Below are 15,306 nucleotides of genomic sequence, written 5' to 3'. Positions count from 1 at the left end.
CGGCCCCCGTATACAGGTGTTCGGCGTGCTCGTTGTGGAGACTCTCAGAACGTATACTTCACCGACAGCATCAGGTTGCGCGGATCACCATACACGCTGCTCGGTACCGCCACCGTGTTGCTGAAAGAGTTGTAGTAAGACTTGTCGAACGCGTTATGCAGGTTCAACTGGGCGTCGATGTGCTTGGTCGGCGTGAACCCGACCATGAAATCGACCAAGGCATAGCCCTCCTGCTCGATGATATACGTCTTCGTGGCGTTGGTGTTGTAGATGCGGTTCTGCGCATACAGCGAACTGCCCACACGCCACTTGTTCCATAGCCCAGGCAGATGGTATGTGGTGCTCATCTTGAACTGGTGACGCGGGATGTCGGTGTCGAACAGTCGGCCTTCATTGGATGCGGTGCTGTCTTTGACATACTTCGCCTCGGTGAACGTGTATCCCGCGCCCAGCTCCCAGTTGGGTGTCAGCTGGCCCTGAACCTCCAGCTCGATGCCCTTGCTACGAACCTTGCCCGCTGCTTCATAGCACGCGGTGGTCGGATAGGTCGGGCACAGGTCGCGATCGGTCACGGACTTGGCACGGTTTTCTTGGTCGATCTGGAAGATCGCCGCCGTCGCGTTCAAAGCGCCATCGAAGTATTCTCCTTTTATGCCCATTTCATAGTTTTTGCCGGTAATGGGCGCGATGATCCCGCCGCTGGCATCCATGTAACTCTGTGGCTTGAAGATATCGGTGTAGCTCACGTAGACCGAATGATGAGCGTCCAGGTCATAGATCAGTCCGGCGTACTTGGTCACGTGGCGAGTGACTTTCAGGTGCGCCTCTGTATTGCGGTAAGGGTTGGTGGTTTCGTTGTCGTACCAATCCAGGCGGCTGCCCACGATCAGCTTCAACGGGTCGGCCAAGCTTAGACGGGTGGCAGCGTATGCGCTGTTGAGCTTGGCGTTGGTGTTCTGCCAGCCGTATTTGGTCTGGCTCGGTACCTTCGGCGTTGCGCCCGAGTCCCAGTTGTGGATATCGATGTTGCCCTTGAGCAGGATGTTGTTTGGCACATCGCCATTGAGGACCACGCGACGATGGCTGGCGCCGAGCACCAGTTCGTGTTCGCGGCCTGCAAGGTTGAATGGGCCGCTGGCGTAGGCATCGAAACTGTTCTGGCTTTCGCGGTAGTGGCCAGCGCCAACATACTGGTTGTAGACCTGGGTGGCAGGTACCGCGACCAGGTAGGTGCCGAGCATGTCCAGGTCCGCCCAGGTCTTGGTCGCCGCGACGTTGAGTTTCCAGCGGTTATCCAGTGCGTGTTCGATGGCGGCATAGCTGGTGGTGGTGGTCTTGTTCCAGTATTCCCAGTCGTTGCTCAGCGTGGTGGAGCGCGATAGTCCCAGGTCTTCGCCGTTGAAACCGGTGGGCAAGCCGGTCCAGCCGTTGCCGTTGTAGTTGTCCTGCTGGCGCGAGGCGCTAAGCGTCAGGGTAGTACTGTCGTTGAGGTCGGCCTCGAGAATGCCGTAGAACAGGTTGCGTTCGTTTTCCAGGTCGTCACGGAAGCTGTTCTCATTGCGGTAGGCGGCGACCATCCGCCCACGCACGCTACCGCTATCGTTCAGCGGCCCAGAGATGTCCGCCTCGGTGCGGTAGCGGTCCCAGCTGCCAGCGCTGCCTTCGATACTGGCCTGGAACGCCTGGGTCGGGCGTTTGCGAATCAGGTTGAGCGCGGCGGACGGGTTGCCAGCCCCTTGGGTCAGACCGGTGGCGCCGCGCACGACTTCCACTCGATCGTACATGGACATGTCGGCCGACAGCAGGTCCTGGGACACCTGTGAACTGTCCAGGCTGGTGGGCAGGCCGTCGTACATGATGTTGTCGAGGGCGAAACCGCGGGCGTAGTAGGAGGACCGGTTCGGCCCGGTGCGGCGCAGGGTCAGACCAGGCGTGTTCTGGACCACATCGTTGATGTCATCGATACCTTGGTCATCCAGGCGCTGGCGGGTCATCACCGTGACCGCCTGCGGCGTCTCGCGCAAGGACAGTGGCAGCTTGGTAGCCGTCTGCACTGAACCTGTGGTGTAGGAACCGGTGCCTTCCGTGGTTGCCCCCAACCCATTGGCACTGACGTTTGTCGCACCCAGCTGCAGCGCCGAATCGGTGGGGGACTTTTTCGTCAACAGGTAGTTGTCGCCAGCCTTCAGTGCCTCAAGCCCTGTTCCTTGGAGCAGCATGGCAAAACCTTGCTCCACACTGTAGCGCCCTTCCAGGCCAGACGTCTGGCGGCCGTCGGTCAACGCCGTTTCGAACGACAGGACGACCCCGGCGGCGCGTGCGAACTGATTCAGTGCAGTGCCCAATGGGCCAGGTGCGATTGAGTAGGAATGCGGCGGTTGTTCGGCACGCGCCTGGCTGGCGTTTACCAAAAGCGGCTGGATAAAGCCGGCTTGGACGATAACTGCAGCACCAAGCAATAAACCGGGCAGTGATCGTTTTTGCGGGTGAACAGTCAGGGCGAGGCGTGGCATGGGTACTCCTTCAATTGCCATATGCAGGCGTTTGAAGGAAGAGCACGGACGAGTTGCGAAAACCGACAATGACATTGCGATTTTTTTTCAGGCCATTTGCGAGAACCGGACCCAGTAACGGGTGCGGGTCTGCATGTTCAGCTTCAGCGCCTGGGCGATGACCTGCAACGTGCGGTCGATATCGTCCAACGGGAAGACCCCGGAAACCCTCATCCCTGCCACCGCCTCCGAGCAGCGGATGAAGCCGGGGCGATAACGCTCCAACTCCTGCAACGTGCGGTCAAGTCGCCACCCATCGATGACCAGGCGGCCCTGGCGCCATTCACTTTGGCTGAGGTCGGCAGGTCGCGGCGCGCCCAGCGGGCCGTCAGCGAAGTCCATCCTGAGGCCGGCGTCGACGATCACCTGGCCTGTTGAACTGGCGTTTCGAACCGCCACGGTGTGCTCCAGTACTGTCAGCCGCGTGTGCTCGGTATACAGGCGGACATTGAAACGGGTGCCCAAGGCTCGCATCTCACCGTGCGGGCTGCGCACCAGCAGGGGGCGCGAGTCGGCTGCGGTTTCGATCAGGATTTCACCGGCGTGCAACACAATCAGTCGTTGCTGTGTGTCGTAGCGGATGTCTACGGCGGTGGCGGTATTCAGAGACAGCCGGGTGCCGTCCACCAGGGTCAGGTTACGGCGCTCGCCCACGCGGGTGCGAAGGTCGGCAAACCACTCGCTCGAATGCAGATAGGCGCCACCGATCAGCGGCGCCGTGCACAGGCCCAGCATCACACCCTTGAGCATTGCGCGTCGGCCCATAAGGCTTGGGCTATCACTCAAGGTTTGCCGGGCCAGCGTCCCGGGCACGTCATTAAAGCTGGCATGTAACCGTTCGACCCTCGCCCATGCCCACTGATGCAGTGGGTCGAGGGCAAGCCAGTCCTGCTGGAGCCGTCGTGTCTGCGCACAGTCTGGCGCTGCACCGAGCCTGGCATGCCATTGCGCCGCCGCACGCAGCGCCAGATGGCGATCCGACAAATTCAAATTTCAGAATCCAGTTCGAAAAACAGGCAGTGTTCGGTTGCCTTTGCGATGTATTTGGTCACGGAGCTGACGGAAACCTGAAGGAGCACCGCCACTTCGGCGTAGCTCAGGCCGTCGAGCTGAACGTAGAAAAACGCCTGCCGCACCTTGCTCCCCAGACCGTCAAGCATCGCATCCAGTTGCATCAGCGTCTCCAGGATGATCAGGCGATGCTCCGGGGAGCACGCCTGCATTTCCGGCTCATTGGCAAGGTACTGTTGGTATTGTTGCTCAAGCTGCTGGCGTCGCAACTGATCGATCATCAGTCGCTTGGCGACCGTCGCCAGATAGCTGCGCGGCTCCCGGGGTACACGGTTCACCGCGCTGCTGATCAAACGTACGAAGGTATCGTGGGTGATGTCGGCGGCACGTTCCCTGTCGCCCAAACGCCTGCGCACCCAGCTCAGCAACCACTGGCTGTGATCACGATATAGGCCATGCATGTCATCGCCGAGCGAAGCTGAAGGCAGCGATACATCGGACATCCACGGACTCCCCACATCAGTTATTGCGGATAAGAATTGATATCGATTGTATCCTCCAATAAAATTTTGCGGAAGAACTCGCTGGTACGGTCATTTTTTCATTGCTGACACGCTTGCTGTTACGGGAGGGCTGAGGGTCTGCCATGGGTCCATACCAACTGGTCGCGGCAGACCGCTTCCCACCCATTGCAGACACTCACGGAAAGGGGCACTGCAACCGAGGCCTCCGATCGCCATTGCTGCTGGCTCTGGCTTGACAGCACTTTTCAAATTGACTGCAATGACAAGCGTTTAGGGACGAACCAAGTAACCAGCCATGGGCAAGACGCCATCCTTTTCCCGGGGGGACATCCTCCGTGCCTCGGTTTTCATTCCGGTGGGCTTATTTCTGCTCTGCCTTACATTTTGGTTGGTTGAAGACCGCTTGGGCTTTGTGGCTCACGCCCAACGCGCCCAAGGTAATGTCAGCGCTGTGAACGCGGGCGGCAGTCATCCACAAATCGACTTTAGGGACGCCACTGGCAGAGTGATCAGCTACCCCGAAAATGGGTTGATCTTCGGCTACGCGATAGGCGACCGGGTTGACGTGTTGTATCGCCCTGAAGCACCCGCTACAACCGCAATCATCGATGACCGAGGCGCGCTGTGGGGCGCGAGCCTGCTAGCCGGTCTGTTCGCTTGCGTATTCGCGTTGGGAGGTAGCTATCACCTGGCCGCCTGGATTTACCGACGCCGGATGGCGCAACTCGTATAAGGTATTCAATGCGATTCCCCTATTCCTCGGCGTAAGCGGCTGGCCGTACTGGAAATCAGCCTGTGCGAGTGGCACTTCGGTGTAGCCAGACACGCCCATTACCAAGCGCTGTTCATCAAGGTTTAAATTTACATGTCATCTATCATGCAAAGCATCGTCATGCTGATGCTCGGCTCGATTCTCGTGCAGTACCATGGACGAGGCGAGGAACTGGCCAAGCGTAGGAGAGTGGTGTGATCCGTTTGATAGGCGATAAAAGATCAATGGCCATCGAATATCGGGTGGCCAATCCCGCGTCCCTGACTGCTCATGCCCGCTTGTGGTTCGAAGGTCAGCAATTGGGCAGCTTGGAAGACGTTATCTACCTTGATGGGTATTTGCTAGGTTGCTTGCGCGACTTGGCCAGAAAGCCATGCCTTGCTCCGCGGTACCAGAACAAGGGTGCTCATCTACTCTTCAACATTCTGGAGCAGGAGTTGGGCTCCTGGAATGAAGACGACGGCCACGATCTGAGCGAGCAAGCACGCCCTTATTTATTGACGTGCGGCACGTTGTTCGATTGCTATTCGGTATTCGCTCACCGCCTGGACGATACCCACGGGCGGATCATGTGGAAGATCACCGGCGATGAGCAAGCGATGCCTTTCGAGGATTTGAGACACACGTCCCGCGATATTTGCATCGCGAACTTCAGCTACAGCGAACTCGCTGCGCTGACTGAAGAAATCCAGGCGGTAGTGGGCCGTCGCAGTCAGGACTGAACCGCGCGTGCACTCACTCTCAGCTTTGATGCTGCTCGCAGCAGGCATCAAAGCCTTCCAGATGTGACGCTGCTGCTGACCTGGCATCACCCCCAGAAAAACAGATAGATTTTGCCCAAGATGATGATTGTCACTAACCCCAGCACCAGATAGGCCCTCCATGGTTTTTCGGGCGGTAGGCCATCCGGGAATTCGTCCGAACGCGTGGCCGGCATGGCCCCGTTGCGCTGTAATCGCATCTCTTCCAGTCGCTTACGCATGCCCCGGTGCTTTTGCTGTTGATCACCAACAACCCTGCCAGAGACATGACCAGGATGCTCATTTGGCCGGCACCGGCATGCCGAGTACCGAACAGGCCAACAGCCGCGATCGCGGGGCCCAACAAGGTTGGTATTATCAGCCATATTCCCCAGCGAAAGCCTCGGATCAAGGCAATTTGCCCCACGCAAATCAGCGTCAATAGGATCAGCCCCGCCACAAGTGCGTACATATGGCGGTCAGGCAGACCGCGCAAGTAACCGTGCTGCCACATGGCAATGCCGCCGCCCCCCGCAAGCATGCATAACAGGCTGCCACCCATGAAGGTCGGAAAATAGCGGGTCATGAACGCTTCAAACTGCTCGGCCGATAGCCGTCCCCGATACTTCATGTCAACGCTCCTTGTCATATTTCAGATTCCATGGCCCCAGCCAATGAACGGCTACGCAATGGCAAGGGAAGTCACCCCTTCGAGGCCCGGGCAGTACCTTAGCAGATACCGAAGCGACGAATGAACAGCAGGATCCGCGCAGCCATCGCTGAAGTTCGATGCGCGGGCGGGCGTTGGAATTCGTGATCAGTTGTTGCAGAATCCACTGCCGTTTGCGACCTGACATTGGGTTGTCTACAAGGTGGTTTTCGTAGAGATGCTTTGCATCGGTTATCAAGGAGTGATAACGATATGGACAAGATTGTCCTGCGACAACAAGACAAGGGGTTTGGTCACATCGGTGGCGGCGCCTATCTCACAGACGTGAAGCTGTGGCCGACAAATCCCAAGACAGGCGAGCTATTGACACCTCTGGTCACCACGACCGAGCGCTTTTATGCCGGCTATCAGTGCGTACCTGCGGGTATGGCCCTCACTGTATTCATCGCAGCCCAGCAGTACCAGAGCGGAGGCTTCAACGCCGCGCTCCAGCGCCGCTACACGGTTCATCAGCAGTCAGAATTGCAGGAGCAGATCGAGAACGGATTTGCCCGCGTCATCCTGCACGATCTTGCACCCGAACCCATTGTCCCCAGCAATCCGCCGCTGCTGCTCACCCAGGCATTCATCGACTTCGAAGAGATGACCGAGGATGAATACGATGAGGAAATCGGCGGTGAGTTCGGCGGCATCGAGATGAGCAAATCATCTGGCACGCCCAGTTGGTTACAGGACCCCATCTACGAATCAAGTCCCCGCTACATGTTCCATCTGCAACTGCTCGATGCAGACATTGCAGAGATCAACTCCGACCATGAGGGCATTTTTGCTGATGGCATCGGCTATGTCTTCATCGACCATCGAGCCCGGCGCGGCAAGGAAGGTGATGAAGCCGGATACTTCTACATCCAGTACACCTGACGTACATCGGTAAATGGCTATCACCACTAGGAAGCATGGATGAAAAGCGTGTATTGGCCACGGTTGCTGTTACTAGGATTAATGAGCGCTAGTGCGCCGTCGGTATCGGCGGGCGGTGTTGCGCTGACGCCTGGGCAATATGAGGGGTTGATGGTTGCCATTACGCCGGACCATAAGGTTGAGGGATATTTCTCCGAAGAGCTTGGCGAGGGGGTGAGCCGGCGCTGCGCATTCTACCTCCAGGGCCAGGTCGATGACGCCTCGCCGCTGCGGGTCACCACCTGGAGCCGCCAGGCATTTCCCGGCAGTGTAGTAGCGACTGCTGATGGCATCGAGCTGAAGGTGCCCCAAGGGCAGGACCACCCAGGCTGCAGCAGCGTGCTGGGGCCTATGATCAGCACCGGGCTGGCGTTGAGCCGCACCGCCAGCAAGCACTGGATCGGCCTGGCTACTGTTAGCGCCGAGAGAGCCTATCTGCAAAAAAATCGAGGCGAGGATGGCTCAAGGGGTCCCCACATCATCAAAGGCGATGTTGTGGGCTTGCTGGCCTACCAGCCAGGCTGGGCGCATGTCGAGTTTACCGGCGACGATGACCGCTCCGATATAGGCTGGATTCGGCAGGATCAGATCAATCTCCTGAAGCCGTCTGACTCGTTGCGCTAGTGTGCCTTGCATACCTACGGCCAGACCTGCCCCCGGTCAGACCGAGCGGTGAACGCAGCCCAGTCGAACGTCCGCAATGGGTCCAGGCTGTGTGAAAACGCCTGCGCTTGTCTAACCTTCTGATCGTCGAGATCGTGGCGGGGACGATCATGAAGCGATTCATTGAAGGTGAGTCTCGGACGCAGGTCACGTTGCTGCCGGAGTGCCTGGACGACTACATCACCGAAGAAAATCCAGTTCGGGTAGTCGATGTTTTTGTCGATGAACTTGACCTTGGAACACTCGGTTTCGAGGGTGTCGATCCTGCGGCAACGGGTCGTCCGGCGTACCATCCAGCAGTGCTGCTGAAATTCTACATCTACGGCTATCTCAACCGGATTCAGTCCAGCCGCCGGCTTGAGCGCGAGGCAGAGCGCAATGTCGAGCTGATGTGGTTAACAGGCCGGTTGGCTCCTGACTTCAAAACGATTGCCGACTTTCGGCGAGACAACGGCAAAGCCATTCGCAGCGTCAGCCGGCAATTCGTAGTGCTTTGCCGCAACCTCAATCTTTTCTCCCAGTCGATCATTGCCATCGACGGCAGCAAATTCAAAGCCGTAAATAACCGCGACCGCAACTTTACCCAGGGCAAGATCAAAGCGCGCATGCAGCAGATCGAGCAGAGCATTGACCGCTATCTTGCGGCGATGGATTCGGCGGATCGGGCAGCGCCCGAGGTCGCCGAGGCCAAGGCGGAACGGCTGAGCGAAAAAATACAAAAGCTGAAACAGCAGATGACGAAGCTCAAGGACATTGAAGCGCAGCTTCACGCCAGCCAAGATCAGCAAATCTCTCTTACCGATCCTGATGCACGCTCAATGGCCACGAGTGGCCGAGGTACTGGTACGGTTGGCTACAACGTACAAACAGCAGTCGACGACAAACACCATCTGATCATTGCTCATGAAGTCACTAATGTTGGCAATGACCGAACGCAGCTGAGCAATATGGCGAACCAGGCACGCGAAGAGATCGGTGCTGAGTCGCTGACAGTGGTCGCCGACCGAGGCTATTACAAAGGTCCGGAGATCCTTGCTTGCGAGCAGGCCGGGATCACCACTTTTGTCCCGAAACCGCTGACATCAAGCAGCAAAGCGGAAGGCAGATTCGGCAAGCAGGACTTCATCTACATCGCTGCATCGGATGAATACCGATGCCCTGCGGATCAACTACTGACCCGCAGGCATTCTTCGGTGGAAGACGGCATGTTGCTGCACTCCTACTGGTTCTCTGGCTGCCAATGTTGCTCCATGCAGAAGCAGTGTACGACGGGTAAGGAACGCCGGTTGAAGCGCTGGGAGCATGAAACGGTAGTCGAAGCCGTGCAGATCCGATTGGAGCATGACCCAGGAGAGATGAAAGTTCGCCGGCAGACGGTGGAGCATCCCTTTGGAACGCTCAAATACTGGATGGGAAGCACTCACTTCCTGACCAAAACCCTACCGAGGGTAAGCACCGAGATGAGCCTTCACGTGCTTGCTTACAATCTCAAACGAATGATGAGCATCTTCGGCATCGCTGGGCTGATTGAAGCAATCAGGACATGAGTCCAAGCGTTCTATGCGTCTGTATACGGATATCTGGGCCGCTGCCGCGGCCCAGATATCACAGGTTGCGCCTGGTGCCCGACTGAGGTAGATCTGCACTTTGATCTGCTGAATTTACAGGGGGACCCAGCTTCTTTCGCTACTCGACGTACTTACTGGCGTTTTCACACAGCCTGGACCCATAGCGGATTTTCTCAGGTAGGTATGATCGGATGCTTGTCGAGTTAGACGGCGGTGCGATTCTAATCGTCAATCGATGAGCGTATCGCTGGATCTCGGTTTCGGCCATGAACGTACAAGATTCAACTGAACATACAGACGAGACCGCTATCTAATCAAGATGATTTGGAGCTAAAAACCGAAGGATTTGAAGATCAAGGCGCCAGCGGCGAGCCGCGCATTCACGACCCGGAAAAACCGACCTCGCAGCCTTGGAATGGCGCCGATGCAACGGACGCAGCAGAGGCCGTCGAAGACATTTAAGACAACGGTCAATTCATTTACGTACGAGGAGAAAGGCAATGGACAACTACCACCTCAGCCCAACCGCTGATGGCTGGGAGCTCAAGAAAGCCGATGCGGAACGAGCCGCCAAGCGAGCTGCCACGAAGCAGGAGCTGGTGGGTTCGCTGTCCAATTTCTTTAAGGGCAAAACAGCCTCGGTGAAAATCCACAAGGCTGACGGTACCATCGAGGAAGAGCGCACTTACCCGCGTTCCGCCGACCCAAAGCGTTCGAAGGGGTGATTCCTGTCACCGCAGCTGACCTCGGTATTGATGTCCGAGATCCGAGCGGCCACGGATTGTATAAGTGGCTGCTCGCAAGCTTTCTCATTGGGAAGAGGATTAGATCTTCTGTCGCAATCGAGGCCTATCGGAATCTCGTTGATCGGAATGGGTTGGATACGCCTGAAAAATTTAGCTGGCTGCTCCCATCGAGATATCGTGAGGTTCTTGGGCCAGGCACGTTATGCACGGTACGACGAATCCACGGCGAAGCGGCTTCATGCTTTGGGCGCTGGGGTTTCTGGCGAAATCGATATTCAGTTGAAAACGTTGGAAAAAAACCGAAAGGACTTCTCTACTTTTCAAGCTTGGCTTTTGAATTTCCAGGGGGTGGGCCCAAAGACCCTAGAGATTTTCATGCGTGAGGCAGCAGCCGTCCTTGAGCAGCGCTCTACAGCGGGATCGTCACGCTGAAGCAGGTGCCGTTTTCTTTCGTGGACGACACGTCGATTTTCCCTCCATGACTGGCGACGATTTCAGCTGCGATGAAAAGGCCTAACCCCAGGCCGTGGGAAGCTTTGCTACCCGTCTCGGTATAACCAGAGTATCGACGACCAGGATCAAACAAGGATGGCATAGCGGCTGGAGAGATGGGCTCACCGGCGTTTCTGACTTCGAAGGTCATTGTGTTGTGGCTGCCTTTGAGGACGACCTGGATTGGCTGTTGCAGGTCACCATGCCTGACTGCATTACCAATCAGGTTGGTAAATACCTGAGCCATTCGCTCCGGATCAAAACCACCCACGACCGGATCGGTATCCTTGAAATTGATCGTCGCGTTTGGCTCCCCAGCACTCAGCTCCTTGATTGTCGTGCGGCAGATCAAATTCAGCTCGGTGGGGCTTTTGACAACCGGAATACCGGTGCCAAGGTTGCATCGTGCGAGGTCGACCAAATCGTTGACCATACGATTCGCTCGGCGGGCGCTGACCCCAACCTGAGCAGCGATGTCTTTTTCTCGATCCGAGAGCGTTTGGCTTTTTCTCAGTAAGTCAGCGCCCATCAGCATCGCGGTGAGGGGGGCTCGCAAATCGTGTCCAAGCACGCCCAAAACCATTTTTCGGGTTGTTTCGACAGCTTGCCCGTAGGCGCTGATTGACTCAACCAGCGCCTGGTCGATGGCCTCGTTAAAACGCACCATGTCCTCGATTTGCGTAGGTGAGCTCATCGCTTCCTCAGCCAGCCACAGTCGTAGCACGCTGGATCGCAGGGCGCGGTATTCCGACACCATCTGATCCATACTGATCCCGTCCATGAGCCTGAGGACGGCGTGCCTTTGCGCTGCAGTTTCCTGGACACTCTGTGGCGCCAGGCCTTGTGACTTCATAATTTGCTGACGCTCTGTCTGCGGAGTACGCATATCCAGGGCGGCAGCCTTGAGGATCTGCTCTGCATGGTTCCTAAGCGCACTCGATGCCAGATCCTGCCTAGGGACATCTATGTCTCTGGCAAAGCGCTCCCACGCTTGGAGGATCGGTTCAAGATTCGCTTCGATGAAGTCGGGGAGTCGCATCGTCTACCTCTTTTTTTGGCTACTGCCATCTCAGGTCAGCCGTGAACTATAGCCGGTAAGCCAATGCTCCGCCCCGTGCGACAACGGCCAGATCGGAACCTCAAGCCTACTCTTTTCACCGTAGGAGTGAGCTACGTCTGTCGCCAAAAATGCTGTACATATTTTTGTTTTTGTACAAGTTTTAGTCGTGAAACTCTTTGAATTTAATGTGGTTACGACTGCTCCATATCTTATCGATAGGAGCCTGAACCATATGCCTTCACTTAATCTATACGTCATTGACTACCAACTTCGTGGGGAGTCAAAGCAATTCGTCATCCGCTTGGAAAATATGTCCAACGTGGAGGCCTGGCATTGGGCGAGCTGTGACGCGGGGATTGGAGTGATCCCAAGGTTCGGACAGCAAAACATCCGCAAGGTAAGCCGTCCCATGGCGGAGCGTTACGGTCTTTCCGACGTTCGTTGGAGACTCTCAAGCAGCGTCTCGGCATGAATGTCGAAACGGAGAACGGCCTTGAACGAACCGCTCCGCTGATCGCGGTAGGCTCAGTATTCTCATGGCGGTGGTTCAAATGAGGCTAGAAGCTGACGGACTATCGTTAAGCGGGCACCATGTGCTGATCGTGGAAGACGACGAAACCCTCAATATGGTGCTGGCTCAGATTCTCACGGAGCTGGGCGCCTGTGTAGCAAGTTTTGGCAACGCCGAGGATGCGCTGATTGGCCTTCTTGAAAATCACGGCGCTTGTTCATTGGTGATTGCCGATCACGGCGTTCCTGGAGCGCTCAAGGGCTTGGAATTTTTGCAGATGGTCGCTGAAAAATGGCCTCATATTCCCACCATTCTCACCTCTGGGTATCACTTTCAGCCCACCGGTGATGCGCCTCCTGTGACATTCCTATTCAAGCCGTGGTCGGTTGAGGAGCTGCTGTCCGCGATTGGCCAAGCAATGGCAAGGGACTCGGTCATCACGCCGCTGGGCGCTGATCAACCTGGGGGATGAGGTAAGGACGAACCAATTCAATGAACACCTCCAAGGCCCAGGGCTTTGGCAGAAAGCGGATGCCGTGGGGCAGCGCTTCGTTAATCTCCGGGTGATACCCGCTAGTGACAATGATGCCGGTAACGGGCAGGTCTCTACGTGCAATCCCGGCCAGTTGCAGACCGGTTGAAACGCCGGGTGTCCGGACATCCGTAATCACTAATGCCCAAGGTTTGAGCTTCAGCGCAGCAATTCCTTCGTCGGCACTGGTGAGCGCGGTCACTGTTGCCCCCAAGTCTTCGAGCAGTAGGGTAATCAGCTCGCGCAGCGAGGGTTCGTCTTCGACAAGCAGTACGGAGGGTGTTGCAGCGTGGTGTCGTGGCTCATTCATCTTGGTGCTCGCAATCTAGCGCACGTCGAAAGAATCGATACGTCCCTGATCTGCCCAAGGGGGTAGCTTGACGTGCAATGTCATTCTGACATTGCTGCGCTCGAGAAAATTCACCTTTGATATCAGAAAAACTAACCAGCATCTCGCGGCACGCTATCCTCTGATGTCCCCTTTGTATTTGTGTCGACATCGTCCGCTTCAAGTGGCTTTTCCGGGCCACAGTGCTCACCCATTGCACGGTACTCCTTACGCAGCGCACGCAATTGCTTACTGTCCATCGCTTCAAGGTCAAGCACGGAGCGCTCGGCTGATTTCGTCGCTCGGATGAGCTCGTCCAGCTTCACGTGGATGATGTCGTTGTCCCGGTTCTGGGTGTTCTGGATGAGAAAAACCATCAGGAAGGTGATGATCGTTGTGGAGGTGTTGATGATGAGCTGCCATGTATCGTTATAGTGAAACCATGGCCCCGAGGCTGCCCACATTCCAATCAGTACGATGGCGATGAGAAAGGTACTTGGCCTGCCAGCATGGTTGGACAGCCATTGGCAGAACTGCGCAAATTTCATGATGCTTTTCCTTCTGAACGCATTCGACTTATTTGGTTGACCCTCCAGCTGCTCAGAAATCTTTTTTTACATTTGCTGGGTCTGACGAACAGCCACGCGTTGTCCAGATCGAGCTATTGGATGCAATCTTGGTGGCGCGAGCCAGCATGTTACGTCCTGGCGATATGACCTCGAATGTCTCGTGCCAGCCCCTCAGAAACTGGGCCTCTTCCCGAGCGCTACGGGTGCTTCGGATGGTCATTGGCGAGTAGTTCGCTGATGGTGTCACCGAGCACATCAAGGGTGCACGGCTTGGTGATGAACCTGGCATTAACAGGGAGGGAGCCTGGAGGTAAAACGGTGCGCCCAGAGATGATGATGACGGCAAGGTCGCGGTTGGTTGACCAGAGAGTTTTGGCGAGCCCGAGCCCATCAGTGGTGCCTGGCATATTCACGTCCGTAATGACGAGAGCAAACGGCTCGGCGTTGAACCTACGAAGGGCATCGTCGGCGTTGCTGCATTCGACGACCTGGTAGCCGAAGTGTGTCACGGCGTCGGCCATCAGCCAGCGCAGGATGTCATCGTCTTCAACCAACAAAACCTTCTGTGACATAGAGCTCGATCCTTGTTGTTGTACTCATTAGTGGATCGACAGAAAACAGCGTTGCTTGCTTCTGACCAATGGTGACCAGCCTCGCTAACAGATCTCGATTGAGTCGAAGTTCCGGCGCCGCTGTCCTCGCTGTAGGTCATTCGTAGCCACAAGGCTGCCAAGGAGCGAGTGTGAGGATCGGTTGCTTGGGATGGGGATCACTGATTTGGAAACCTGGGGAGCTTCGCTTGGCGGGGGACTGGCAAGCGGACGGCCCAGTACTCCCAATAGAGTTTTCGAGGGTCGCTGATGGGGGGGAACTGGCGACAGCGATATGCCTTGGCGCCGCTACGGTCGATGTTCTGTGGGCGCCCCTCATAACGACCTCTCTTCAGCAGGCCTATGATGACCTGGCCAGTCGGGAAGGCATTCCTCCAGAACGCACAGATGGGGTCGGCGTCTTGATGGTGCATGAGGTTGAAGATGGCGATGCTCTGAATAGCTGGGCATTGACCCATCGACTTGATGCCCTGGTGTGGACGGCGCTGCCACCCCGATATCAAAATATCGAGAATCGAATTCCCATGGCACCTGAAGCCGCTGAATACCTGATGTCCCTAGATGAGACCACTCAGGCTCACGCCAGGGATTACCTGAACAAGGTGCCCGGGCAGATCTATACCGCATACCGGCAGTTTTGTGCCGAGCGCCTCGGATGGTGATTCAGCCTGGACTGAGCTTGTGTCGAAATACGTCCTTTACCGTAATTACCTAGATCCCGTCATCTGGCAGGAAAACAAAATGCGTAGACTTGGTTGGTTTCTTACGGCGCTTGGCATCGCAGGGCTCGTCGGTACGCTGGCATTGCTGACATTTCAACTGATGGGGTTTAGTGCTGACGCAGGCGACTTCATGGTGGGAAGCTTTTTCATGATGGCGTTGTCAGCTCTGCTGATCATCTTCGGTGTGCGTCTTCGAGCAAGAGGCAAGCCGCTGCTGCCTATTTCGCTTTAAATGCTGTGCTCGTCAGCCCACGAGATGCCAGGGTGATGCTCAC

18 protein-coding genes and 1 pseudogene are annotated in these 15,306 nt (G+C 56.5%); 11 read left to right on the top strand and 8 right to left on the bottom strand.

Features of this window, described 5'->3' with window-relative positions:
• Positions 1 to 44 precede the first annotated feature (44 nt).
• From ACIP1G_RS05020 to ACIP1G_RS05010, 3 genes are all read right to left on the bottom strand, one after another.
• Positions 45 to 2,513, bottom strand: a complete 2,469-nt coding sequence (locus ACIP1G_RS05020) for a TonB-dependent siderophore receptor (protein ID WP_400734406.1) — start codon at positions 2,511 to 2,513, stop codon at positions 45 to 47.
• Positions 2,514 to 2,600: 87 nt separating this feature from the next.
• Positions 2,601 to 3,542 carry a FecR domain-containing protein gene (locus ACIP1G_RS05015; protein WP_400734404.1) on the bottom strand — a complete coding sequence of 314 codons (942 nt, stop codon included), beginning with the start codon at positions 3,540 to 3,542 and terminating at the stop codon, positions 2,601 to 2,603.
• Positions 3,539 to 4,066 carry a sigma-70 family RNA polymerase sigma factor gene (locus ACIP1G_RS05010; RefSeq protein WP_400734402.1) on the bottom strand — a complete coding sequence of 176 codons (528 nt, stop codon included), beginning with the start codon at positions 4,064 to 4,066 and terminating at the stop codon, positions 3,539 to 3,541. The genes ACIP1G_RS05015 and ACIP1G_RS05010 overlap by 4 nt, the downstream gene beginning before the upstream one ends.
• A 316-nt stretch (positions 4,067 to 4,382) precedes the next feature.
• On the opposite strand from ACIP1G_RS05010, the gene ACIP1G_RS05005 reads away from it, so the two are divergent.
• Positions 4,383 to 4,820 carry a DUF3592 domain-containing protein gene (locus tag ACIP1G_RS05005; protein WP_400734400.1) on the top strand — a complete coding sequence of 146 codons (438 nt, stop codon included), beginning with the start codon at positions 4,383 to 4,385 and terminating at the stop codon, positions 4,818 to 4,820.
• 233 nt (positions 4,821 to 5,053) lie between these two features.
• Positions 5,054 to 5,581, top strand: a complete 528-nt coding sequence (locus ACIP1G_RS05000) for a hypothetical protein (protein WP_400734398.1) — start codon at positions 5,054 to 5,056, stop codon at positions 5,579 to 5,581.
• Positions 5,582 to 5,667: 86 nt separating this feature from the next.
• On the opposite strand, the gene ACIP1G_RS04995 is transcribed toward ACIP1G_RS05000, so the two are convergent.
• Positions 5,668 to 5,841: a hypothetical protein gene (locus tag ACIP1G_RS04995; protein ID WP_400734397.1), complete on the bottom strand. Its 174-nt coding sequence runs from the start codon at positions 5,839 to 5,841 to the stop codon at positions 5,668 to 5,670.
• A 680-nt stretch (positions 5,842 to 6,521) separates the two neighbouring features.
• Between ACIP1G_RS04995 and ACIP1G_RS04990 the strand changes: the two genes are divergently transcribed.
• The 5 genes and pseudogenes from ACIP1G_RS04990 to ACIP1G_RS04970 all read left to right on the top strand — a co-directional run bounded on the left by ACIP1G_RS04990 (position 6,522) and on the right by ACIP1G_RS04970 (position 10,638).
• Positions 6,522 to 7,190, top strand: a complete 669-nt coding sequence (locus tag ACIP1G_RS04990; protein WP_400734395.1) for a hypothetical protein — start codon at positions 6,522 to 6,524, stop codon at positions 7,188 to 7,190.
• A 39-nt stretch (positions 7,191 to 7,229) separates the two neighbouring features.
• Positions 7,230 to 7,853, top strand: coding sequence for a hypothetical protein (locus tag ACIP1G_RS04985; RefSeq protein WP_400734394.1), 624 nt, complete (start codon positions 7,230 to 7,232; stop codon positions 7,851 to 7,853).
• Positions 7,854 to 8,002: 149 nt separating this feature from the next.
• Entirely contained in the window at positions 8,003 to 9,439 is a 1,437-nt protein-coding gene (locus ACIP1G_RS04980) for an IS1182 family transposase (RefSeq protein ID WP_400734522.1), read from the top strand.
• A 521-nt stretch (positions 9,440 to 9,960) separates the two neighbouring features.
• Positions 9,961 to 10,185, top strand: coding sequence for a DUF2188 domain-containing protein (locus tag ACIP1G_RS04975; protein ID WP_400734393.1), 225 nt, complete (start codon positions 9,961 to 9,963; stop codon positions 10,183 to 10,185).
• A pseudogene (locus ACIP1G_RS04970) lies at positions 10,182 to 10,638 on the top strand (DNA methylase). The gene ACIP1G_RS04975 and the pseudogene ACIP1G_RS04970 overlap by 4 nt, the downstream one beginning before the upstream one ends.
• Here ACIP1G_RS04970 and ACIP1G_RS04965 read toward each other — a convergent pair.
• On the bottom strand, positions 10,616 to 11,737 hold the full coding sequence (locus ACIP1G_RS04965) for a sensor histidine kinase (protein WP_400734391.1): 1,122 nt from the start codon (positions 11,735 to 11,737) through the stop codon (positions 10,616 to 10,618). The pseudogene ACIP1G_RS04970 and the gene ACIP1G_RS04965 sit on opposite strands and share 23 nt — an antisense overlap.
• 253 nt (positions 11,738 to 11,990) lie before the next feature.
• Here ACIP1G_RS04965 and ACIP1G_RS04960 point away from each other — a divergent pair, with 253 nt between their 5' ends.
• Entirely contained in the window at positions 11,991 to 12,230 is a 240-nt protein-coding gene (locus ACIP1G_RS04960) for a DUF6555 family protein (protein WP_400734520.1), read from the top strand.
• A gap of 130 nt (positions 12,231 to 12,360) precedes the next feature.
• Positions 12,361 to 12,741 (top strand): response regulator, encoded by a 381-nt coding sequence (locus tag ACIP1G_RS04955; protein ID WP_400734389.1) that lies wholly within the window; start codon positions 12,361 to 12,363, stop codon positions 12,739 to 12,741.
• On the opposite strand, the gene ACIP1G_RS04950 is transcribed toward ACIP1G_RS04955, so the two are convergent.
• From ACIP1G_RS04950 to ACIP1G_RS04940, 3 genes are all read right to left on the bottom strand, one after another.
• A complete protein-coding gene (locus ACIP1G_RS04950; protein WP_400734387.1) occupies positions 12,707 to 13,111 on the bottom strand; it encodes a response regulator in 405 nt (134 codons plus the stop codon). The two genes, ACIP1G_RS04955 and ACIP1G_RS04950, sit on opposite strands and share 35 nt — an antisense overlap.
• Before the next feature lie 131 nt (positions 13,112 to 13,242).
• Positions 13,243 to 13,677 carry a low affinity iron permease family protein gene (locus tag ACIP1G_RS04945; RefSeq protein ID WP_400734385.1) on the bottom strand — a complete coding sequence of 145 codons (435 nt, stop codon included), beginning with the start codon at positions 13,675 to 13,677 and terminating at the stop codon, positions 13,243 to 13,245.
• A 218-nt stretch (positions 13,678 to 13,895) separates the two neighbouring features.
• On the bottom strand, positions 13,896 to 14,270 hold the full coding sequence (locus ACIP1G_RS04940; protein ID WP_400734383.1) for a response regulator: 375 nt from the start codon (positions 14,268 to 14,270) through the stop codon (positions 13,896 to 13,898).
• 440 nt (positions 14,271 to 14,710) lie between these two features.
• Between ACIP1G_RS04940 and ACIP1G_RS04935 the strand changes: the two genes are divergently transcribed.
• The gene (locus ACIP1G_RS04935) at positions 14,711 to 14,971 is read left to right on the top strand and encodes a hypothetical protein (RefSeq protein WP_400734382.1); all 261 of its coding nucleotides are present in this window, start codon (positions 14,711 to 14,713) and stop codon (positions 14,969 to 14,971) included.
• 79 nt (positions 14,972 to 15,050) lie between these two features.
• The gene (locus ACIP1G_RS04930; protein WP_400734381.1) at positions 15,051 to 15,263 is read left to right on the top strand and encodes a hypothetical protein; all 213 of its coding nucleotides are present in this window, start codon (positions 15,051 to 15,053) and stop codon (positions 15,261 to 15,263) included.
• Positions 15,264 to 15,306: the final 43 nt, after the last annotated feature.

Origin of the sequence: Pseudomonas sp. NPDC089392 (assembly GCF_044749595.1) — a bacterium.
GTDB lineage: Bacteria > Pseudomonadota > Gammaproteobacteria > Pseudomonadales > Pseudomonadaceae > Aquipseudomonas.
Note: the sequence above shows the minus strand (reverse complement) of the source record. Positions and strands in the feature narration are given on the sequence as shown.